The 21530-nt window shown below is 70.7% G+C and carries 13 protein-coding genes, 1 tRNA gene and 1 pseudogene; 4 read left to right on the top strand and 11 right to left on the bottom strand.

From position 1 onward, the window contains the following. Nucleotides 1-621 precede the first annotated feature (621 nt). Nucleotides 622-1869, bottom strand: coding sequence for a glycosyltransferase (locus AB0F11_RS24000; protein ID WP_362177274.1), 1248 nt, complete (start codon nucleotides 1867-1869; stop codon nucleotides 622-624). A gap of 6 nt (nucleotides 1870-1875) precedes the next feature. Then, nucleotides 1876-2724, bottom strand: a complete 849-nt coding sequence (locus AB0F11_RS23995) for an alpha/beta hydrolase family protein (protein WP_362177271.1) — start codon at nucleotides 2722-2724, stop codon at nucleotides 1876-1878. Nucleotides 2725-3047: 323 nt separating this feature from the next. On the opposite strand from AB0F11_RS23995, the gene AB0F11_RS23990 reads away from it, so the two are divergent. Beyond that, on the top strand, nucleotides 3048-3209 hold the full coding sequence (locus tag AB0F11_RS23990) for a hypothetical protein (RefSeq protein WP_362177269.1): 162 nt from the start codon (nucleotides 3048-3050) through the stop codon (nucleotides 3207-3209). A gap of 355 nt (nucleotides 3210-3564) precedes the next feature. On the opposite strand, the gene AB0F11_RS23985 is transcribed toward AB0F11_RS23990, so the two are convergent. Together AB0F11_RS23985 and AB0F11_RS23980 are read right to left on the bottom strand one after the other, a co-directional pair. Continuing rightward, entirely contained in the window at nucleotides 3565-10245 is a 6681-nt protein-coding gene (locus tag AB0F11_RS23985) for an SDR family NAD(P)-dependent oxidoreductase (protein ID WP_362177267.1), read from the bottom strand. Beyond that, a complete protein-coding gene (locus AB0F11_RS23980) occupies nucleotides 10242-12011 on the bottom strand; it encodes a fatty acyl-AMP ligase (protein ID WP_362177264.1) in 1770 nt (589 codons plus the stop codon). Before AB0F11_RS23980 ends, AB0F11_RS23985 begins: the two co-directional genes overlap by 4 nt. A gap of 986 nt (nucleotides 12012-12997) precedes the next feature. Here AB0F11_RS23980 and AB0F11_RS23975 point away from each other — a divergent pair. Continuing rightward, nucleotides 12998-14413, top strand: coding sequence for an MFS transporter (locus AB0F11_RS23975; protein ID WP_362177261.1), 1416 nt, complete (start codon nucleotides 12998-13000; stop codon nucleotides 14411-14413). Between the two features lie 449 nt (nucleotides 14414-14862). Here the strand turns inward: AB0F11_RS23975 and AB0F11_RS23970 are convergent. Together AB0F11_RS23970 and AB0F11_RS23965 are read right to left on the bottom strand one after the other, a co-directional pair. Further along, a pseudogene (locus AB0F11_RS23970) lies at nucleotides 14863-14985 on the bottom strand (DDE endonuclease); the annotation flags it as partial. Between the two features lie 251 nt (nucleotides 14986-15236). Next, nucleotides 15237-15310 (bottom strand) — tRNA-Pro (locus AB0F11_RS23965). Nucleotides 15311-15382: 72 nt separating this feature from the next. On the opposite strand from AB0F11_RS23965, the gene AB0F11_RS23960 reads away from it, so the two are divergent. After that, nucleotides 15383-15931 (top strand): DUF309 domain-containing protein, encoded by a 549-nt coding sequence (locus tag AB0F11_RS23960; RefSeq protein ID WP_362177259.1) that lies wholly within the window; start codon nucleotides 15383-15385, stop codon nucleotides 15929-15931. A gap of 17 nt (nucleotides 15932-15948) precedes the next feature. Here the strand turns inward: AB0F11_RS23960 and AB0F11_RS23955 are convergent, their stop codons facing one another. The 4 genes from AB0F11_RS23955 to AB0F11_RS23940 form a co-directional block, all read right to left on the bottom strand. Further along, the gene (locus AB0F11_RS23955; protein WP_362177256.1) at nucleotides 15949-16350 is read right to left on the bottom strand and encodes a VOC family protein; all 402 of its coding nucleotides are present in this window, start codon (nucleotides 16348-16350) and stop codon (nucleotides 15949-15951) included. Nucleotides 16351-16354: 4 nt separating this feature from the next. Then, entirely contained in the window at nucleotides 16355-17002 is a 648-nt protein-coding gene (locus AB0F11_RS23950; protein WP_362177253.1) for an LUD domain-containing protein, read from the bottom strand. Beyond that, nucleotides 16999-18447, bottom strand: a complete 1449-nt coding sequence (locus AB0F11_RS23945) for a lactate utilization protein B (protein WP_362177250.1) — start codon at nucleotides 18445-18447, stop codon at nucleotides 16999-17001. Before AB0F11_RS23945 ends, AB0F11_RS23950 begins: the two co-directional genes overlap by 4 nt. An 89-nt stretch (nucleotides 18448-18536) precedes the next feature. After that, nucleotides 18537-19292, bottom strand: a complete 756-nt coding sequence (locus AB0F11_RS23940; protein WP_362177247.1) for a (Fe-S)-binding protein — start codon at nucleotides 19290-19292, stop codon at nucleotides 18537-18539. An 18-nt stretch (nucleotides 19293-19310) separates the two neighbouring features. On the opposite strand from AB0F11_RS23940, the gene cobF reads away from it, so the two are divergent. Continuing rightward, nucleotides 19311-20063: a precorrin-6A synthase (deacetylating) gene (gene cobF, locus AB0F11_RS23935; RefSeq protein WP_362177244.1), complete on the top strand. Its 753-nt coding sequence runs from the start codon at nucleotides 19311-19313 to the stop codon at nucleotides 20061-20063. On the opposite strand, the gene AB0F11_RS23930 is transcribed toward cobF, so the two are convergent. Then, nucleotides 20050-21237, bottom strand: coding sequence for an aminotransferase class V-fold PLP-dependent enzyme (locus tag AB0F11_RS23930; RefSeq protein ID WP_362177241.1), 1188 nt, complete (start codon nucleotides 21235-21237; stop codon nucleotides 20050-20052). The genes cobF and AB0F11_RS23930 overlap by 14 nt on opposite strands. Between the last annotated feature and the right edge of the window lie 293 nt (nucleotides 21238-21530).

Here is a 21530-nt window from a genome sequence, read left to right as displayed (position 1 = left end):
TCCGGACGGTGGCACGGGACTCGGACCTCGCAGCATTTCCCCCGACGAATACTAGATGCCGTATAAGCCAAGATCAAGCACATATCGTATCTATTCCACCATTCCGGCCCACCGCCACCGCCGACGGGCCCACTGCGAGGACCGCAGCCGTTCGGCTCTGTCCCGTAGTCGGTGGCCACGCTGGGTGCCCTTCCGTGATCACCAGGTGCGACGGACGTCAACTCCTCTGTGGCAACGGTGCTTTCGAGGCTCTCGGCGGTGGCCGTCGTCACGTGGCGGGTCGTGTTGATGCGGTGCCGGTCACGGCTGGGACCCGGGACGATCCGGAGTCCTGCCCGATGTGCGGGACGCCGACGGCGAAGGTGCACGCGTACAACGGCCGGACGGTGGCGGACGTGCCGGTTCTGGCGGGCCGGATATCCGAGGTTGCGCGGGAGCTATGCGGCCGGGCGGCGACCCGTCTCGCCCACGTGCTGGCCGCGCCCGTGCCGCGCAGTACGGCTCTGCGGCTGCTGCGGCGCCTGCATGCCGGCCGGCCGGCCGGCCCCCTGACGCTACTGACCCAGAAGTCGCTCCGGGCCCGGCACCGGAAGCGTTCGAGGACGTCTCGATCACCCGTGATCACCCAGAGCCGACCCCGAACTGGTCCAGGACCTCACAGGCCCGAGCGGTGCCGTCCTCGGCTTCCAGGACCCGGCCGAGCCGACGCGCGGCCTCAGCGTAGGAAGCGTGCCGGGTGAGGACCTGCAGGCGCTGGGCGAGGGCGGCAACGGTGAGCTCACGGACCGGCAGGGGCGCGGGCCCCGCGCCGAGCTCGTGCACCCGTGCGGCCCAGTAGGGCTGGTCCCCGAAGAACGGGCAGACCAGGGATGGTCTTCCGGCGCGCAGGGCCGAGGCCGTCGTGCCTGCCCCGCCGTGGTGGACGACAGCGGCCATCCGGGGAAACAGCCAGTCGTGGGGGGTGTCGCCGACCACGAGGATGTCGTCCTCGCTGGTGGCGGGGTCCCCTGGCAGCACTCCGCGCAGGTTCGCCCGACGCAGGGCCATCCGTACGAGGGCGTCAGTCGCCTGGGCGTCGCTGGTCCTCATGCTGCCGAATCCGACGTAGACGGGCGGGGGGCCTCCGGCGAGGAAGGCGAGCAGTCGCCGTGAGGGTTTCCACAGCGGCAGGTCGTGGTGCCAGAAGCCGGTGACGTGGACGTTCGGTCCCCAGTCGGACGGCCGCGGTACGACCGTGGGGCTGAACGCACACAGCACGGGGGCTTGGCGAACCTGCCGGAAGGGGGCCGACAGGGAAAGCGCCGGGAGGCCGAGGCTCTCCCGGCGCCATGCGTTGACGAACCGCCGGAACACCATCCAGGACCCAAGGTCGACCGCACCGTAACTGAGCCGGTTGCCCACGCCCCCCAGCAGCCGGGCGGCCGGTGCGAACGGGTGCGGAAAGGCCTTCGTGGGCTGGCTCGGCTGGAAGTGAATGACGGCGTGCGGGACTTGGAGGTACTGGCTCAGGTGAACGCCGAGGAAGCTGAAGGTTGGTGCCAGAACCAGGTCGGCTCCGTTCGCACCGGCCTGCGTCTCCTCCAGCATCGGCATGATGTAGGGCCGCAGGACCCGGTCCATACGGCGGATGAACGCCACCGGGTTCCTTCGTCCGGCGAGGAGTTCCTGCCCCTCGGCGGACTCGATGATCTCCGTGGGGTCAACCGGAAGGGGATGGAGGTCCAGGCCCGCCTCGGCGATCAGACGCCCATAGCGGACGCTGGCCAGGATCCTTACCGTGTCGCCCCGACGGAGCAGTGCTCGCCCCAGGGCCAGACAAGGCTGGACGTCGCCGCGGGATCCCGCGGCGAAGATCACCACTGTACGCATGAACCGCTACCCGAGTGACTTCATGACCGCTGGCCAGATGTCGTGCAACTCATTCTGCCAGTACGGCCAGGAATGCGTTCCCGGCGTGTACACATGCGTCGTGACGTCGACACCCTCCGAGCGGAGCGACCCCGCGAATCTCTCGATCTGCTTCGGCAGCGGTGCCTCGCCCAGCACGCTCGCCAGCAGCGCACCGGATGGGCGTCCCGTGTCCAACGGTCCGGGCTCGCTGCTGCCCGCGGACAGATGGACGTGCGTTCCGCGGAAGGAACGCGGCCTGGCAACGGGGTTGTGGTATCGCCAGACTCCGGCGTCCTCCACCGGATCGCCCCACACTTCTCTGATGTCGATGCCATCCTTCCACGTACCGAGTGAGAGTTCCAGACGCACGGCAGGGTCGTTCAGATCCACGTAAGAACTCATTGAGGCCACATAACGGAACATCCCCCGGTGGTGCGACGCGTAGTTGAGGGCGCCGAAGCCGCCCATGGACAGTCCGACGATGGCTCGTGAGGGGCCCGCACGGTACTTCTTCTCCATGAGCCTCACGAGTTCGCCAGCGTGAAAGGTTTCCCAGCGGGGAGCACCGGCGAACCAGTCGCTGTAGTAGCCGGCCCTTCCGGCGTCCGGCATGACGATGAGCACGTCGGAGTTCTCCGCCAACTCTTCCACATCTGTCTCGCGCATCCAGGAGGTGTAGTCGTCGTCGCCGCCGTGGTACATGTAGAGAACAGGAAAGGTGGCTTTCGGCCTTTTTCTCCAGCTCGCGGGAAGAATGACGCGGACCGGGATCGGCATTCCCATCGCCGGAGAACTGACCGTGAGATCGCGCGTCCGGTCGTCGATGATTTTCACGGCAGTGACACGAGCCTCTGTGTGCTGGGACCCGGACGTTCCGTCCGGTCTCCGCTCAGCCGCATGCGCATCGGTCGAGAGGAGAGCGGCGGCGAGCCAGAGGCACACCAGATTCATTCTCGCGTACTTCAGAAAAGTGACCCACACAGCCGGAAGCATGACGAAATGTGCTGGCCATTCCCAGCAAGACACTTCGTTCAACGGAGTGCAGTAGCCCGTACAGCCGAGCAGCGTTGGCAGGACAACAGGACAGTCCTGGGGCGGCTGGGCGAGATGCCCGACCATGCGCAATCCGCGCGGTGTGCGGCACGCTCTGGTCAGCCGTGCCGTCCCCTGCCGGGCCGCCCCTGGACGAGTCGCTCCACCACATCCGCGTCGTGACCTTCGCCAAGGACGCCTCCCGACTACGGGCGAACATCGCCTCCGCGTTGCGGCACAACGCCCGCGATGCCCGCCGACCACTCGCCCTGCTCGGACTCTCGTGATCACGAACCGGACACCGAACAACTCCGGCCGACCCAGCGGGTGGCTTCAGTGATCGCGGTGCGGCCGGCGAGGCGGTGCGCCGATGGCGCGGTTGCGCGGCGAGGCCATCGCGCATGGGTCGGAGCGAGCCGGTACGGACGCGAGAGGCGTCCTCGTCATAGCGCGTGTCCCTGACGGAGTGCAGCACTTCAACGGCCTACCGCCCAGAACACAGCCGGCAAGGTGGCGGGCACCGCCGCGGACGGAGGCCGGGCTCGGCGACACCGGCTCGCAGGCCCGCCCCTGCTCGGGTGGGGGAGGAGCGATTGCGCCTGTTCCGCAGGTGAGCCCCACGCAACAGGCGCGGTGCGCCGATCACCGGGTGGGCCACCCCATGGCGCGGGTGACGTGCTGCGCGATGGTCTGGACGTGGGGGGGGTCGATGACGGAGAGGTGGTCGCCCTCGACGGGGACGATCTCGAGGGTCTGGCACAGGGGCGCCCATCCGAGGTCGTCGTCCTGCCGGAGGTAGCGCGGGTCGAGAGCGGTGGTGAGCTGCTGCGGTTGCTTGGCACGGTAGAGGACTACGTGGCCCTCCTGGGGACGGGGGACGTACCGTTCGCCGACGCGGGCATCGACGTACGAGGTCCTTTGGTGCTCCATGATCGCTGGGCTCATGTCGAGGCCTGCGTCGGCGACCAGACGCATGATCACGTCGATCTGCTGATCGTCCGGGGTGGCTGCCAGCTCTTCGTAGGGCAGATCAAGACGGTGCCCGTACGTCTTCTCGATGTATTCGGCGAAACGACCGAAACGCTCGAGCAGGAACTCCCGTGAGTCCGGTTGCGGCAAGGCGGGGGGCAGGATGGTGTCGATGAGTCCGAGGAACCCGATGCCCATTCCTTCTTGCCTCAGTTGACGAGCCACTTCGTAGGCGAGACATCCTCCGAAGGACCAGCCGAGCAGGTGGTAGGGCCCTTCCGGCTGGATGTCACGGATGAGTGTGCGGTAGTGGGCCGCCTTCTCCTCCATGGTGCTCAACTCGTCGACTCGTTCCAGGCCGTACACGGGCTGTTCGGCCGGCAACAGTCCCATCAGGGGCAGGTAGACCGAGGTCGGGCCGCCGGCAGGGTGGAAGGTGAACAGCGGCGGCCGTTGCGACCCGGCGACTGGGGGGCGCAGGGTGGTGAGTGCCGACCGGCCGGTTCGGTTGACGACCGGCCGGATCAGTTCGGCGACGGCGGCGACGGTGCCCTGGGCGAGGATGTCGTCGGCCGTCAGGCTCAACTCGGTGTCGTCGCCGAGGCGCCGGCGAATGGCATCCGCCATAGCCGCGGCGGCGGCCCGGTCCCCGCTGGCGGTGGTGAAGTCCTCCCGGATGTCCTTGGGCCCTTGCTGCAGGACTTCGGCCCAGGCACTCGCCACCAGCCGCTCCGCGGCGTCCCTGGGGCCGAGGAAGCGCGGCAGCGCGAGTGTGGACGGCTCGGCCTGTCGTGTGTCGTCGGACGCCGTCGGCTGGGAACCGGCCGTCACCTCCGTGGCGTCCAGTCCGAGTTGCTCAAGCACCGCAAGGCCGAGTTCACGCAGGCTGGCGCCACGCAGCAGCCGGGGGGCCGGCAGGTCGATGCCGAAGTCCTGGCGGAACGCGTTGCGGATGCGCACCGCCACCAGGGAGTCCAGGCCCAGTTCGGTCAGCGGGACCGTCTCGCTGAGTTCGGCGGCCGTGAACCCCATGATGGCCGCGGTTCTTCTGACCAGGCGTGCGTACACCGCGTCTGCGGCGGAGCTGCCGAGATCCGCGATGCCATGGGGGCCGACCCAGTCCTCGGCGCCGGGTGAACCGTCCCCGAGGACGTCGGAGAAGAATGGGATGGCGGACAGGCCGGGGAACGCCCCCAGCACACGGTCCGCGTGGAGGTGGACGACGCCTACGTGCGCGCGATTGAGTGTGACAAGTGCCTGCAGGACATCCAGTCCCTCGCTCGTCTGGATGGGCTCCAGGGCCGACACCGGGTTCCCGGCCGCCATGCCGACGTTCGCCCAAGGGCCCCAGGCGATGGAGGTCGCGGGCAGGCCGTTGGCTCTGCGGTGCTGGGCCACGGCGTCGAGCCAGGCGTTGGCGGCCGCGTAGGCGGACTGCCCGGGTGAGCCGAGAAGTGCCGCGGCCGAGCTGAAGATCACCCACCAGTCGAGATCGTGGTCGGCGATGACCGCCTCGAGGTTCCGGGCTCCGACGGCCTTCGGCCGCAGCACCGTGTCGATGTCCGCCGGTTCGAGGTCGGTGATCACGCGGTCGTGCAGGACGCCGGCACAGTGCGCGACGCCGCGCAGGGTGTGGCCCTCGGCGAGGGCGGCACGCACCAGTTTCGTGGACACGTCCGGGTCCGCGATGTCCCCCTGGACCAAAACGACGGAGGTTCCCCGGTCCTCCAGCTCGACCAGGACGGCCTGGGCCTCGGGTCCCGGGGCACGGCGTCCGTTGAGGACGATGCGCCCGGCACCCTGCTCGGCGAGCCGGCCCGCTGTCGCCAGGCCCAGTCCGGTCAGGCCCCCGGTGATGATGTACGCGCCGTCGGGACGGGTGAAAGCCACCTTGTCGTTGCGCTGTGCGCTCAGGTCGGCCCGGGCAAGACGGGCGGTGAGGCGTGTGCCGGACCTCCAGGCGATCTCGTCCGCGTCGCCGCCCGCGAGGAGTTCGCGGGCGAGGTCGTCGACCGCGCCGGGCTGTTGGTCGATGTCCACCAGTGAGGCCCGCAGATGAGGGTGTTCGAGCGCGAGGACCCGGACGAGTCCACGCAGGCAGGCGAGATACGGCGTCCCCGGTTCCCCGGACCCCGTCGCCTGTGCCAGAACGGTGGCCATCCACAGGCGCGGAGGTTCCCGGTGCGTGGCGCCGGCCAGGCGGCGCGCCAACCGGGCCGCCCTGTGCAGTGGCCGCATGTCGTCGTCGCGTTCGTGGTGCTGGAAGAACAGGACTACGGCGCTCGGCCCGTCCTGCGGGGCCTCCAGCCAGGCGTCGAGTACGGCGTCGCAGGCGTCGTCGTCCCGGGCATCGGTCGGCGTGACGTCGACACCGCCGGCTTCCAGGGCCGCCACGAGCGAGGCCGTGACGCCGTCCGCTGCGTCCGGTTCGTCGCTGAGGAGCAGGGCACGTTGCAGACGGCGCGCCGGCAGGGGAACGGTGGACTTCTCCCACTGGATGTCGTAGGTGAACGTCTCGAGGGACCGGGGCACTTCGCGTCGCTCCACGGGCCGCAGCTGAACGAACCGGGCGACGATCTCGCTCGTGGCGCCCCGGGCGGAGACGTGCCACTGGTCGACGCCTGCCTCCGCCGGGCCGACGCCGTCGACGGGCGTGCAGCGGATGTCATAGCCGGTGTCGAGGACGCCCTGCCCCTTGATGTGCAAGGACCGTACGCCGACCGGGACGGTGTGGGCGGCGGCCTCGGCGGCGCGGTCGCTGCCCGGTGGCGTGTCCGCGGCGCTCTGCGCCTCCAGCATGGCGGTCAGGACATGTGCGTAGGACGACCGGTGGGGAGGCCGGGGGTCCTCGGGGATGAAGTGCCGGACGAGCGCCGGCTCCGATTCCGGCTCGGGGTGGGGCGCGTCCTGGGGTTCGGGGGCGCGGGTGACGCGGGCCGAGGCGTAGCAGCGCCAAACGGTGTCGGCGCCGCGGGCGTGGAGGGTGATGGTTCCGTGTGTGCCGGAGTCCGGTTCCCACACCGTGGTCAGGGGGGTGCTGCTGGAGATGGCGAGCCACCGGTGGATCTGCAGGTCCTCGATGCCGAGGTGCGTGACGCCCTCCCGGGCAAACAGGTCCAGGCCGGCTTCGATCATCAGCTCCGCGGCCTCGGCGAGGGTCAGCACCGCTCTGCCGTGGACCGTGCCGCGGGTGCCGTGTCGGCGTGTGCCGACGTCTCCCTGCCACAGCACGGCGCCGGTCCTCGGGTCGTCGATGCGCATCCCCAGCAGGGGATGGCAGCCGGCTTCCGTCGACCGGGCGGGGCGGGGGAACCAGAACCGTTCGTGCCGCCACGCGGGCGTGGGCAGTGCGGTGCGCGCACCGGCGGGCCACAGCCCGGGGTTCATCGGGACGCCGGCGAAGTGCAGCCGCGCCAGCGCGACCCGTACCTGGACGGTGTCGTCGGTGTTCTTGTGCAGGGTCGGGACGACCAGCGCCTCTTCCCCCGCCGGGGTGGCGTCGAGGCTCTCCGCGAGCGGGACGAGGACGATGGGGTGGGGCGAGATCTCCAGGAACAGGGTGTGGCCGTCCTCGGCTGCCGCTGTCACCGCCTGTTGCAGGCGTACCGGGCGGCGGACGTTGGCGCACCAGTAGCTGGCATCGGATGCCGGGCCTGCGCGGGGATCATCGAGGACTGTGCTGTACCAGGGTGTGGTGGGTGCGTGCGGGCGCAGGTCGGCGAGGTCTTCGCGCAGGGGCGTCAAAATGGGGTCGACCAGGGCTGTGTGGGCGGCTCCGGCCAGCTCGAGCAGCCGGGCGAGCCGGCCCTGTTCGGTCAGCTCGTCCACCAGGTCGCGCACCGCTCGGGCCGGGCCGGACACCGTGCAGCGCTGCGGTGAGGAGTGGACGGCGACCTCGACACCGGGAAAGCGGCGGAGGGTCGCCGTCCGGGACGGTGCGGGCAGCTCCACCGCGGCCATCGCGCCGGCCTGTTCGGCTTCGAGGATGGCGAGGTGGGCCGACCGGCGGACGATGACGCGCACTCCGTCGCGGTCGTCGAGAGCGCCTGCGACCACGGCGGCTGCGACCTCTCCCATCGAGTGGCCGATGACGGCGGCGGGTTCCACGCCGTAGGCCTGCATGGTCCGCGCCAGGGCCAGCTGGATCCCGAAGATCAGCGGCTGGATCCGGTCCGCTGTCCGGGCCGAATCGGACATGAGCAAGTCGGTCAGGCAGGAGCCGGTCTCCGCGAGGAAGTGCGTGTCGAGCGCGGACACCTGGGCGGCGAAGACGGCGTCCTCGGTCAGCAGGCGCCGCCCCATGCCCTCCCACTGTGAGCCGTAACCGGAGAAGACGAAGACCGGTCGCTGCGCTGTGAACGACTGCGCCGCTCGTGCGTCGGTGCACGCGGCCACCACGCCGGGACCCGTCTCCCCCCGAGCCAGCGCGGCCAGCCCGGCAGCCGCCTCGGAGCGGGTCCGCGCGACGACGGCGGCGCAGGACGGGCCACGGCGGTGCGAGGCGAGCGTGTGGGCGATGTCGGTGAGGGCGGGCGCGTCGTCGGCGGCCACCCATCGCGACAGGCTCGCGGCCACGTCGGCGAGCCGGTCCGGGGAACGGGCGGACACCACCAGGATGTGCGGGTGGTCGGCCTCTTCGTCCTCGGCCCGCGGGGGCTGCGCGGGATTCGCAGCGGTCGGCAGCGCCTGCTCGAGTACGGCGTGGGCGTTCGTACCGCCGAAGCCGAAGGAAGACACACCGGCGCGGCCCGGACGGTCCCCGGAGGTGGGCCATGCGGTCGGTTCGGTGACCACGCGCAGTCCGAGCTCGGTGAAGTCGATGTGGGGGTTGGGGCTGTGGAAGTGCAGACTGCCCGGGATACGGCCGTGGTGCAGGGCCAGCGCGGTCTTGATCAGGCCGATGATGCCGGCTGCGCCTTCGAGGTGGCCCAGATTGCTCTTGACCGATCCGATCAGCAGTGGTCGGTCGGGCTGCCTGCCACGTCCGACGACCGCTCCGAGGGCGGTCGCCTCGATGGGGTCCCCCAGCAGGGTGCCCGTCCCATGCGCTTCGACATAGTCGACATCGGCCGCGTCGATGCGTGCGTCGCGCAGGGCGTCGCGCAGCAGCGCTTCCTGCGCCGCCGGGTTGGGTGCCATGAGGCCCGCCGACCGGCCGTCCTGGTTCACGGCGGTGCCCCTGATGACGGCGAGCACCCTGTCGCCGTCGCGCCGGGCGTCGGCGAGCCGCTTGAGCACGACCACGCCACAGCCCTCACCGCGGGTGATTCCGTCCGCCGCGGCGTCGAAAGGTTTGCACCTGCCGTCCTCGGCCAGCAGGCCGGCCTGTTCGAGCGAGGCCGTGACCGCTGGGGACAGGAGCAGGTTCACTCCTGCGGCCAGTGCCGTGTCGCACTCCCGGCTGCGCAGGCTGCGGCAGGCCAGATGCACGGCGACGAGGGACGACGAACAGGCCGTGTCGGTGGTGATGCTGGGGCCGCGGAAGTCGAGCAGATAGGACACGCGGTTGGCGACGATGCTGCCAGCGGCTCCGGTGCTGGTCCACGGGGTCAGTCGCGCGGGATCCGAGGTGGTCAGATGCCCGTACTCGAGGGCGCTCAGGCCGACGAAGACGCCGGTGGGGGTGGACCGCAGGGCGTGGGCGGGTACACCCGCATGGTCCAGCGCCTCGCAGACGACTTCGAGCACCAGCCGTTGCTGGGGATCCATGACGTTGGCTTCGTGGGGCGTGATACCGAAGAACTTGGCGTCGAATCCCTCGACGTCGTCGAGAAAGGCGCCCCACTGTGTGGTGGATTCCATCAGGGCGGTGACGTCGGGCGCTGTGCCGGCGAAGTTCGGCCAGCGTTCTTCGGGCACCTGGCCGACTGCGTCCGTTCCCGACGTGAGCTGCTCCCAGAACGCGTCCGGCCCGTGTACGTTGCCGGGCAGACGGCAGCCGATGCCGACGACGGCGATGGCGCCGTCGTCGGTGGGGGCGGTGGTGGCCGCCTCGTCGGGCGCACGGGGCTGCCGGTCCGACTGCGCGGCATCGGCCTGGTCGGCCTTCGTCAGGGTGGCGACGAGTTGTCCGATGGTGGGGTGCTCCCACAGGAGCGTGGCGGGCAGCGATCGGTCGAGCATCTTCCCCAGTTCGCCGGTCAGTCCGACGGCGTCGCGGGAGGTGAGGCCGTACTCCGCCAGAGGTCGGCCGTCGTCGAGTTGTTCCGGCGAGATGCCGGTGATGCCCGAGACCAACTGCACCAGTGCGTTCCGCAGTTCGACAACGCCTGGTCCGGATCGGCCGTCCGTGGTGGAGGTGGTGGCCTGGGCGTTCTCCTCGACCGACTCCTGGTGTCCGCCTGGCTGGTTCATACGTTGTCGGTATCCCTCTGTACGTGGGTGTCGGAGGTCCATGCACCCCGGAGGTAGTGCTCACGGCAGGCGCTGCGGGCGACCTTCCCGCTGGTGGTGTGGGGTACGGTGCCGGGCTGGACGAGGACGAAGTCGTGCATCGCGATGGCGTGGCCGGCGGACACCGCCACGCGTACGGCGCGTGTCACCTCGTCCCGGACCCTGTGGGGTTCCGCGAGGTCACGGGCGTGCTCGGCGACGACGACCAGGCGTTCTCCGTCATCACCGGGGACGGAGAACGCCGCGGTGTAATGGCGGCGGATCGCCGGGTGGGCGTTCTCGACGGTGTGCTCGATGTCCTGCGGATAGTGATTGGTCCCGTCGATGATCACGAGATCCTTGATGCGACCGGTGATGTAGAGGTGCTTGTCGTGCCACAGACCAAGGTCTCCCGTGCGCAACCAGTGATGCGTTCCCTCGCCCGGGTTGTCGCCGTGGAGGGTGGCGCGGAAGGTGGCCTCGCTCTGTTCCGGGCGTCCCCAGTAGCCGTGTCCGACGTTGGGGCCGCGCAGCCAGATCTCGCCCACTCGCCCTTCTTCCAGCCGGACGAGGCCGACCGGGTCGACGATGGCGGCCTCCTGGTCGGTGGGCACTCCACAGCCGACCAGGCGGGTCACGGCCTGTCCCTCGGTGCCCTCGGCCGGCCGGGCGGTGCCGGCCGCCAGCGCGTCACGGTCGAAGGAGGTGACGGTCGGCTCCTCACCGGTCGGTGAGGCGGAAACGAACACAGTCGCCTCGGCCAGCCCGTAGGACGGGCGCATCGCCGTGGGGAGCGCGCCGACCGGGCCGAAGGCCTGCTGGAACCGCTGGAGCGTCTGCTCGGCGATGGGTTCACTGCCGTTGACCATGGCGGCGATCGATCCCAGTGACAGCTTCGCGCGCTCCTCTTCGGTGACGCGGCGCACACAGTAGTCGTACGCGAAGTTGGGGGCGGCGGTGAGCGCTCCCGGGTATTCGCTGAGCAGCCGCAGCCATCGGAAGGGCTGTTGCACGAAGGCCAGCGGATCCATGAGCACGGAGTGGAGGTGGCCGACGACAGGAACCACGATCGCCAGCACGAGCCCCATGTCGTGATACAGCGGAAGCCAGCCGACGGTGCAGTTGCGCCCGGCTCGGATGTCGTACGCCTTCAGCGCCTGGCGTGCGTTGGCGCAGACGTTGGCGTGGGAGATCTCCACGCCGGACGGCATGCGGGTGGAGCCCGAGGTGTACTGCAGGTAGGCACAGTCCTCGGGGCGCGGATGAGAGGGCTCACCGCCCGTCGGTTCGGCCCTTGCCGCCCAACCCGAGAGCAGGTCCTCCTCGGTAACCACGCGCACGCGGAGGCCGTCCTGGTTGGCGCAGAACTTCTCCGCGGCCTGAAGCGAGTCGGGGCTGGTGAGGGCGAGCACCGGGTCGGCGTCGGCGAGCGAGGCAGCCAGTTTCTCCGCATGGCCCGGCAGAGCCGGGGGGAAAAGGGGAACGGCGATCGCACCAGCGCACGTGGCCGCGAGGAAGCCGACGACGTAGTCCAGGTTCTGCGGACCCACGAGGGCCACCCGCTCGCCGGCCGCGCCGCCGCGACGCAGGACCGCCGCGAGGGTGCGTACCCGCTGCTCCAGTTGGCGCCACGTCAGACAGCTGGAGGCTCCGTGACGATCGGTGCTGAAGTCCACGAAAGTGAACGCTTTTTCATCGGGGGTCTGCGCGGCGGCACGGGCCAGATGATGACTGATCGTGTCTTCCATGGTTTTCAGCACTAACTCACCGAACCTTCGTTCTCGACAGGCAGCGGAACTCCTCAGCCGTCAGCCTGTCAGGCGAATTGATGACAGCCGTCGCCGCCCATCACTCATTCCCCATGGATAGTGACAGTGGTGAGCGATTAGCCAAACACGGCGACGGACCAAGAACGCAGCGCCACGCCGAGAGCCGCACCCGGTCGGCGTACGGAAACCAAGCGGCTTTTCCGCCCCGGATACCGTAATCAGGGTGACTGAGGTTCCCTCGAAATGCGGGGAGGGGTGACAGCCGGTCAGATGGGACTCATGAGAGGATCCCAGGCGATGCACACCCCAAAGAAATACCCGCTGGAGTTGCGTGAGCGTGCGCTCCAGATGTGTCGGACTGCCGAGCCGAAGCCCGTGATCCGCCGCATGGCCAGGAGCTCGGCGTGCACCACGGGGCCCTGCGCAACGGGATCCGCCAGGCCGAGGCCGACGCCGGCGAGCGGGACGACCTGCTGACCACCAGGTCTCGCCGGCATCAGCCCGCGCCGGACGGGCAAAGGCTTCACCCGCCGCGACCCCGACGCCACTCTCGCCCCTGGCCTGGTGCAAAGCGAATTCACGGCGACCGAGCCGAACCGATTGCGGGTCACCGATCTCACCTCCGCCCAGGCGGACGCCGACCTGGTACACGTCCATCATGCTCACAACACGCCTGGTCAGCGCCGGAATCCAGGCATCCGTGGGCTGATCGGACACAACTCAAGGAGAAGCACTACGCCGGCCAGGCAGCCGCCGAACAGGCGAACGTGAAAGCACGCCAACCCACCCTGACCAGCCAGTCAGCACCTCCCGCACAGCGGGGGTACCTCAGGCCGGAAGTCGCGCCTGCCATGCCCACGGGGCAGAGTACGCAGAAAGGGCGCGCAGAACGTGGCGGCCCCTTACCACCGCCCGCGCCGCTCAAGGCAGGTATCGTGAGTCGACTGCGTGTCCTCGCAATCCTCGTGGCTGTACTGCTGCCGTCCTTCATGACGGCCCTGGACAACACCGTCGTCAATGTGGCTTTGCCTCAGATCCAGGCCGAACTCGCATTGCGTGAGGCCGACCTCAAATGGGTTGCGGCGATTTATCCTCTCACCCTCGCCAGCCTTCTGCTACTGGGCGGGCATCTGGCCGACACCGTCGGGCGGCGTGCGACGCTGTCCCTCGGTGTCGCCCTGTTCACCGTCGCATCGGTCGGGTGCAGTACGGCACCCTCGGGGATGGTGCTGATCGCCTGCCGGGGACTGCAGGGAGCGGGCGCGGCACTGATCCTGCCGGCCTCACTGGCGGTCCTGTCGCACGATCTGCCGCCTCGCGTGCGCAATGCGGCATTCAGCGCCACCACCGCCGCGTTGGCTTCCGCGCTGGCCTGCGGCCCCGTGGTCTCCGGTGTCATGACACAGCACCTGGGCTGGGAGTCCGTGTTCGCCATGAACACGCCGCTGGGCTGCGCAAGTCTCCTCGTCGGCTTCCTCATCCCCCGGCCAGGACCCTCGCCACGTGCCGCGTCCACGCCCTCGGCCACGCTGTCGCTCCGCGTCGTGGCGTTGGCCTGTTGCTCGCTGGCAGCCCTCGCCTACTGCCTGATCGAAGGGCCTGAACAGGGTTTCAGCGGCATTCCCTTCGCCACGGCGGGCGGCATCATCGCCGCATCGGCCGTCGGTCTTTCCTACGAACTGACATCGCGCCGGAACACCGTACTGCGACTCCTCTTCCGGCAACGCCCTTTCGTCGGCGGAATCATTACTCAACTGCTGTGGGGTGTGAGCGTGAGCGGAGTCTATTTCTTGACGTCCCAGTTCCTACAGAACGGCCTCGGCCTCGCCCCGACGCCAGCCGGGCTGGCATTCATTCCCGTGGCCTTTTTCCTGATCGTCACCACCCCTTTCATCGCGCGTATGGCGCGCCGCTGGGGAGACGGCCGGATCTCCGCTGCGGGTCTACTCCTGGTCGGCCTGGGGTTGCTGATGGTCGCACTGGGCAGCTCCGGAGGGAGCTTTGCCCATATTCTGCCCGGACTTTCGGCCGTCGGCTTCGGCTCTGCGCTGGCCGTTCCGCTGACCGCCCGCGCTCTGGAATCCTCCCCCGATCACCTTTCCGGAATCGCGGCCGGACTGTTCAGCGCCGTCCGCGAGGCGTCCGGAGTCGTCGGGATCGGTCTGGTGGGCGCCATCGTGTCGTTCGTGGAACATGCCGCAGCCTCAGCCGGGGCCGATGACTCGAATGCCTTTCTCTCCGGCTACCAGGCCGGTCTGTATGTGGCTTCAGCGCTGGTCGGGGCGGGAGCTCCCGTCGCGTTGTGGGCGCTGCGACACCGCAGAGGTACACCAGAAGGCGGCTGGGGAGCGCCCGCATTCACCTCGAAGCCGGAACCATGACGGGTCAGGCCCGCCCGAGGAACACCCCCACGGGCGCAGGGCTCCGTCGGACATACGTCGTTGCGCCGAAGCCCCGCCGGAACATGGCGGATTCCAGAGGTTGCTCCACTGGGAGAAGGGGCCCTGATCCCGCGCTCTCCGCACCGACCGCCCCGCCCTCACAGCAGGGACAGGATAACGAACCGCTACCCGACACGATCACCGGATGGACGCGGCCGTGCGACGTCGGCTGCCGAAGGACAGAAAGCACGTCACGGACCGTACGGCGTACTTTCACTGCGTCAAGGTGCGCTCTGGCCCAGTCAAGTGCGCTGGTCCCCAACCAGTCCCCAAGAATGATCAAGAGGCTGTTTCAGATCTCCTCTGAAACGGCTCCTGACCTGTGATTTCGTAAAGTCGGGACGACGGGATTGAACCTGCGACCCCTTGCCCCCCGGATACTGAGGTTTTCAGGGTGGGGTCGGTGGGTTGACAGCCAGACCTGTGGCGGTGAGGCAGCCGTCGATCAGGTGGGGCCGGAGCTGGATTCTGCGTAACCCGCGGCGGAATGTGCGGTCGAGGTCGTCGGGTGTGTCGAGGGCGTGGCGGTCGCATCTCCACTGCGGTCCTGCGCGATGCCACTCACCGGGACGACGTCGTCAGCAGCTGGCGCCGCGCTGTCTGCGCACCTCATGGTGCTCCGTGCACCTCGTTCGCTGCCAGTCACGGCCGTCACCGCAATCTGACCCGGATTGACCGCCCTGGTCCCCAACTGGTCCCCAAAAACGATCAAGGGGCCGTTTAGGATTGCTCCAAAACGGCCCCTGACCTCGACTCTTTCGAGTCGGGACGACAGGATTTGAACCTGCGACCCCTTGACCCCCAGTCAAGTGCGCTACCAAGCTGCGCCACGTCCCGTTGTGCTTCCGACTGTTCTGCCCGTTTGGGGGTTTCCCCGTCTCGGCGGCACATGCAGAACATTACCCCACGTTGAGGGGTGCGCATGCACGGGTATCCGGGGCGGGGCAGGATGGCCGGGTGAGTGGACGGGATCGGGATGGCGAGGGGCGGGCGCGCAGTGCGCGGCCGCGGGACGGGCTGGGGCGGCCGCTGCCCTACGGGGAGCCGGGGGTGGCGCGTCAGCCCGAGGGGGTGGTGCGGACGCCGGCGGAGACGGTGGCGCAGGCCCAGCGGCTGCTGGACGCCGGGATGCCGTTCCACGCGCACGAGGTGTTCGAGGACGCCTGGAAGTCGGGGCCCGAGGAAGCGGCCCCGCTCTGGCGGGGGCTCGCGCAGCTGGCGGTCGGGCTCACCCACGCAGCCCGCGGGAACGCGGTCGGCGGAGCGCGGCTGCTGCGGCGCGGGGCCGACGGGTTGGACGGGGCGGGCGCGGAAGGCGCCGCGTACGGGATCGACGTGCCGGGGCTGCTGCGCTGGGCGCGGGAGCTGGCGGTGCGGGTGGAAGGCGGCGGACACACCATCGATGCGGCCGCCGAGGCGCCCCGGCTCCTCCCCGGCGACGCCGGGGAGGAGGAGTAGGGGGGAGGAGAACTAGGTCAGTCGGCGGCCGGGGCCGGCTGGAGCAGGTCCCAGCGGTTGCCGTAGAGGTCCTCGAAGACGGCGACCGAGCCGTACGGCTCGTGGCGCGGCTCCTCCAGGAAGCGGACGCCCTCGGCGGTCATCCTGGCGTGGTCGCGGGCGAAGTCGTCCGTGTGGAGGAAGAAGCCGACGCGCCCGCCCGTCTGGTCGCCGACCCGGGCGCGCTGGGCGTCGTTCTTGGCGCGGGCCAGCAGCAGCGCGGACTCGGTGGCCCCGCGCGGGCGCACGACGACCCAGCGGGAGCCGTCCGGACGCGGGGTGTCCTCGACGAGGGTGAAGCCGAGGGCGCGGGTGTAGAAGTCGACGGCCTCGTCGTAGTCGTGGACGACGAGGGCGGTCAGGGCGATGTGGGATGGCATGCCGCTATTGTGCGCCGAGGAGGACGACCTCCAGGGTGCGGGGGCCGTGCACGCCCTCCACCCGGTCCAGTTCGATGTCGCTGGTGGCCGAGGGGCCGGAGATCCAGGTCAGCGGGCGGGCGGGGTCCAGCCGTTCGAGGGCCTGCGGGACGGAGTCCACGACCTGGTCGGGGACGCGGACCACGCAGATGTGGTGGTCCGGGATCAGGGTGATCCGGCGCCGGCCCTGGTCGGGGCCGCCGTCCAGGACGATGGTGCCCGTCTCGGCGATGGCCAGGGCGCAGCCGGTGACCACGCTGTCCACGGCGTCGAGTTCGTACGGGGTGGAGGCCGCCCGGTCGTGGAGGCGGGTCGCGTCGGCGGCCGAGAGCCAGTGCGGGGGCAGTGCGGGTGGTACGAGGACCGTACCCGACCCCCGTGCGGCGAGCAGCCGCATCAGCAGCAGCGGCAGGCCCTCCTCGTCGGTGCGGTGGACCTTCGCCCGGTACTCCGTGAGGTTGGCCGCGAGCAGGTCGGCGGCCTCTGCCCGAGTGCGCTCGCCGTGGGCGCGCAGGTAGTCCCGCGGGACCTCATCGGCAGCCGGGTCTGCGTCGGCCTGCGCGGTGGCCAGGGCCCGGCGGATGCGGGCCAGGATGACGTCCCTGCTGCTCATGCGCGGCCTCCCCGCTCACGGGCCCACCAGTCGCGGAACGGCTGCTCCGGCAGTTCGGGCAGCTCGCGGCTGTCGGTCCAGGCCCGCCCCGGCCCCGGCAGCCGGCGCGGCCGGAGCCTGCGGGCCCGGGCCAGCAGCCGCTCCCCCGCCCGCAGCACGCCCGGGCGGTCCAGCAGCAGCCGGGCGGCGCGCATCGCGGCCCGCTCGGCGGCGTGGCCGCGGGCGGGCCGGATCACCGTACGGAGGCCCCCGCGGGTCACCGGCCCGCCCTGGGCGACCCGTTCGCGCAGGTGGACCAGGATCTCGGGGATGTCGATGGCGACCGGGCACACCTCGTAGCAGGCGCCGCACAGGGTGGAGGCGTACGGCAGCGAGGCGTCGACAGGACTGGCGGTGCCGCGCAGTTGGGGGCTGAGGACGGCGCCGATCGGGCCGGGGTAGACGGAGCCGTAGGCATGTCCGCCGACGCGCTCGTAGACGGGGCAGACGTTCAGGCAGGCGGAGCAGCGGATGCAGCGCAGCGCCTGGCGGCCCACCTCGTCGGCGAGGGTGTCGGTGCGGCCGTTGTCGAGGAGGACGAGGTGGAAGACGGAGGGGCCGTCGCCGTCCGCGGTGCCGGTCCACATCGTGGTGTACGGGTTCATCCGCTCGGCGGTGGAGGAGCGGGGCAGCGTCTGCAGGAAGATCTCCAGGTCGCGGAAGGTCGGGACGACCTTCTCGATCCCGACGACCGAGATGAGGGTGTCGGGGAGGGTCAGGCACATCCGGCCGTTGCCCTCGGACTCGAAGACGACCAGGGTGCCGGTCTCGGCGACCATGAAGTTCGCGCCGGAGACGGCGACCTTGGCGCGCAGGAACTTCTCGCGCAGGTGGCGGCGGGCGGCCTCCGCCAGCTCGCGCGGATCGTCGCCGAGCCCGTCGGGGGCGGGGCGGCCCCAGCGGCCCATCTCCCGCACGAACACGTCCCGGATCTCGCCGCGGTTGCGGTGGATGGCCGGGACCAGGATGTGGGAGGGGCGGTCGTCGCCGAGCTGCACGATGAGCTCGGCGAGGTCGGTCTCGTACGCGGCGATCCCGGCGGCCTCCAGCGCCTCGTTGAGGCCGATCTCCTGGGTGGCCATCGACTTGACCTTGACGACCTCCCGCTCGCCGGTGGCCAGGACGAGGCCGGTGACGATCCGGTTGGCCTCGGCAGCGTCGGCCGCCCAGTGGACGGTGCCGCCGGCGGCGGTCACCGCCTCCTCCAGCTGGAGCAGGTGGCGGTCGAGGTGGCGCAGGGTGTGGTCCTTGACGGCCTTTCCGGCGGCGCGCAGCCGGTCCCAGTCCTCGAGTTCGGCGACGGCGCGGGCCCGTTTGTCCCGGATCGTGTGCGTGGCGTGCCTCAGGTTGGCGCGCAGGACCTCGTTGTGGACCGCCTCCCGCGCGGCGGCGGGGAAGGCCGGCATACCGACGAACGTTCCCGTTCCGGTTCCCGTTCCCGTTCTGTCCCCTCTATCCGCCTTGCCCGTCCATTCCGTTCTGCCCTTCCTGTCCGTCATGCGTACGGTTCCTCCTCCGTCGAGGCCAGGATCTCGGCGAGGTGCAGGGTCCGCAGCGGCGTGCCGCTGCGGCGCAGGATGCCGTCGAGGTGGGCCAGGCAGGAGTTGTCGGCTCCGCACAGCACCTCCGCTCCCGTGGCCGCCGCGGCTGCGGTCTTGTCGGTGCCCATCGCTGCGGACACGTCCGGGTTCTTCACGGCGAAGGTGCCGCCGAAGCCGCAGCACTCCTCGGCGCCCGGCAGCTCGACCAGCTCCAGGCCCTTCACGGCGGCGAGCAGCCGGCGCGGCCGGTCCCCGAGCCCGAGCTGGCGCAGCCCGTGGCAGGAGGGGTGGTAGGTGACGGTGTGCGGGAAGTACGCGCCGACGTCGGTCACCCCGAGGACGTCGACCAGGAACTCGGTCAGTTCGTACACCCGCGGGACCAGGTCCCCGGCCAGCCCGGCCAACTCGGAGCCGCGGCCCTCCCGCTGCGCCAGGGCGCCGATGCGCGGGTAGTGGGCGCGGACCATCGCGGCGCAGGAGCCCGACGGGGTGACCACGTACCGGTGGCCGGCGAAGGCCTCGGCGGTGCGCCGCAGCAGCGGCTCGCTCTCGCGACGGTAGCCGGTGTTGTACTGGGGCTGGCCGCAGCAGCTCTGGGCCGCCGGGAAGTCCACCTCGACCCCGAGCCGCTCCAGCAGGCGTACGACGGCGATGCCGGTCCGGGGGTACAGAGCGTCGTTGACGCAGGTGACGAACAGGGCGGCGCGCATGACGGGCAGAATAGCCGGGTGAAGAAGTTCTCAGTGATCGGCATAGGCGCGGGCGACCCGGACCACCTGACCCTTCAGGCGGTCAAGGCGATCGGCGCGGCGGACGCGTTCCTCATCCTGGAGAAGGGCGAGGAGAAGGCGGACCTGACCGGACTGCGGCGCGCGATGCTCGATGCGCACGCCCGCCCCGGCCACCGGCTCGTGGAAGGCCGCGACCCGGACCGGGACCGCACCCCGGCGCAGTACGCGCCGACGGTGGACGGCTGGCGCAGCGCGCGGGCCGAGATTTTCGAGCGGTTCATCGCCGAGGACCTGGCGGACGGGGAGACGGGCGCGTTCCTGGTCTGGGGCGACCCGTCGCTGTACGACTCCACCCTGGCGATCCTCGACGAGGTGCTGGAGCGGGGCCGGGTGGCGTTCGAGCACGAGGTCGTGCCGGGCATCAGCAGCATCTCCTCGCTGCTGGCCCGGCACCGCACCACCCTGAACCGGGTCGGGCGGCCGGTCCAGATCACCACCGGCCGGCGCCTGGCCGAGGGCTGGCCGGGCGACGTGGACGACGTGGTGGTGATGCTGGACGCCCGGCACGCCTTCACGGCCCACCTCGACCAGGACCTGTACATCTACTGGGGTGCCTACGTGGGCACCCCGGACGAGATCCTGGTCCAGGGGAAGCTGGCGGAGGTCGCCGGCCGGATCGAGGAGCTCCGCACCGAGGCCCGCGCCCGCAAGGGCTGGATCATGGACACGTACCTGCTCAGGCGCGCCTGAGGTAGGCGGGCAGGACGGCGGCGAGGCGTTCGTACTCCTCGGGGCGGTTGTAGAGCTGCCCGCAGACGCGGATGCCGCCGCCGCCCGGCCAGGGCCAGATGAGCACCCGGATGCCGTGCTCGGCGGCGATCCGCTCGCGCAGGGCGCGGGCGGCGTCCGGGGTCTCGGCGAAGCCGGGGGGCAGCCTCAGGGAGCGCATGGCCAGGCCCTCGGTGTACGGGAGCGGGGCGATGCCGGGGAGTTCGGCGAGCAGGGCCGCGCCGTGGGCGGCGAGCGCGCTGTTGTGGGCGCGGACCTTGGCGGCGTCGAGCCGGGCGAGCAGGTCCAGGCCTTCGGGGGCGGCGAGCCAGCCGGTGTAGTCGGCGGTGGCCCGGTTCTCGACGGAGCGGGGGAATCCGTGGGCGTCCTCCCAGGAGGGGACCAGGGCCCGTACGCGCCCGCGGTGGGCGGGGGCGACGGCGAGGACGGCGGTGCCGGAGGGGGCGTAGCCCCACTTGTGCAGGTTCCCGAACCAGAAGTCGGCGCCGCCGGCGAGGGGGTCGGCGACCATCCCGGGGGCGTGGGCCCCGTCGACGACGGTCGTCACGCCGCGCGCGGCGAGTTCGGCGAGCAGCCGGGGCGAGGCGATGAGCCGGGCGGTGGGCGAGCTGATGTGGTCGAGCAGGACGACCTTCGTACGGGGGGTGAGCGCGGCCAGCACCGTCTCGCGGACGGCGTCCTCGTCCGGGAGGTACGGGTCCAGGCGGACGGTGGTGACGGGTGCGCGGCGGGCGGCGGCTGCGGTGACGGTGCCGTAGCCGTGGTCGGTGACCAGGATTTCGTCGCCGTCGTCGAAGGCGATGGCGTCGAGGGCGAGGTTGGCGCCCTCGGTGGCGTTGGAGACGAAGGCCAGGCCGTCGGGGTCGGCCGTGCCCCCGGCCAAGTGGGCGGCGACCCGGGCGCGGGCGGCGGCGATGCGGTTGGCGGCGCCGACGAAGAAGGCGTCGGGGTCGGCGTGGAGTTCCTCGCGCAGCGCCGCCTGGGCCTCCTGGACGGGGACGGGGACGGCGCCGAACGAGCCGTGGTTGAGGTGGGCGATGCGGGGGTCCAGCCGGAACAGGGCCGGGCCGCCCGGGAAGACGGTGGCCCCGGCGGCGGCGGGCGGTGTGCTGTCCGGGTTGTGCGGCTCGGTCACGGATCCTCCGGGGGGTGGGCGGGTACGGTCGTCCTCCCCCGGATCATCGGGCGCCGTGCGGCGGGCGTGAAGAGCCAATTCCGCCAGGGTGGTCTGCCCCTCGCCTCGCCGGCGCTTGAAACGAGGGGTCGGCAACTCCAGCCGCGCCGGATGGCTCGATGCCCGTGACGGGGGTCCGGCAAAATCAGCCTCGCCGGCGTTTGAGGCGCGGGTCCGGGCGGAGCCCGGTGCCCGGCGGAGCCGGGTTCGCTCTCCGGCTACGGCTGCCTCACCGGCCAGGGCAACGGGCAGGG

Source organism: Streptomyces sp. NPDC032472 (assembly GCF_040636955.1).
Taxonomy (GTDB): Bacteria; Actinomycetota; Actinomycetes; order Streptomycetales; family Streptomycetaceae; genus Streptomyces.
Note: the sequence above shows the minus strand (reverse complement) of the source record. Positions and strands in the feature narration are given on the sequence as shown.

Excerpts from the sequence above, each read along its gene's own strand:
- AB0F11_RS24000 (WP_362177274.1), bottom strand. The coding sequence starts at position 1,869 with ATGCGTACAGTGGTGATCTTCGCCGCGGGATCCCGCGGCGACGTCCAG.
- AB0F11_RS23945 (WP_362177250.1), bottom strand. The coding sequence starts at position 18,447 with ATGCCGGCCTTCCCCGCCGCCGCGCGGGAGGCGGTCCACAACGAGGTC.
- AB0F11_RS23985 (WP_362177267.1), bottom strand. The coding sequence starts at position 10,245 with ATGAACCAGCCAGGCGGACACCAGGAGTCGGTCGAGGAGAACGCCCAG.
- AB0F11_RS23955 (WP_362177256.1), bottom strand. The coding sequence starts at position 16,350 with ATGCCATCCCACATCGCCCTGACCGCCCTCGTCGTCCACGACTACGAC.
- AB0F11_RS23950 (WP_362177253.1), bottom strand. The coding sequence starts at position 17,002 with ATGAGCAGCAGGGACGTCATCCTGGCCCGCATCCGCCGGGCCCTGGCC.
- AB0F11_RS23940 (WP_362177247.1), bottom strand. The coding sequence starts at position 19,292 with ATGCGCGCCGCCCTGTTCGTCACCTGCGTCAACGACGCTCTGTACCCC.
- AB0F11_RS23980 (WP_362177264.1), bottom strand. The coding sequence starts at position 12,011 with ATGGAAGACACGATCAGTCATCATCTGGCCCGTGCCGCCGCGCAGACC.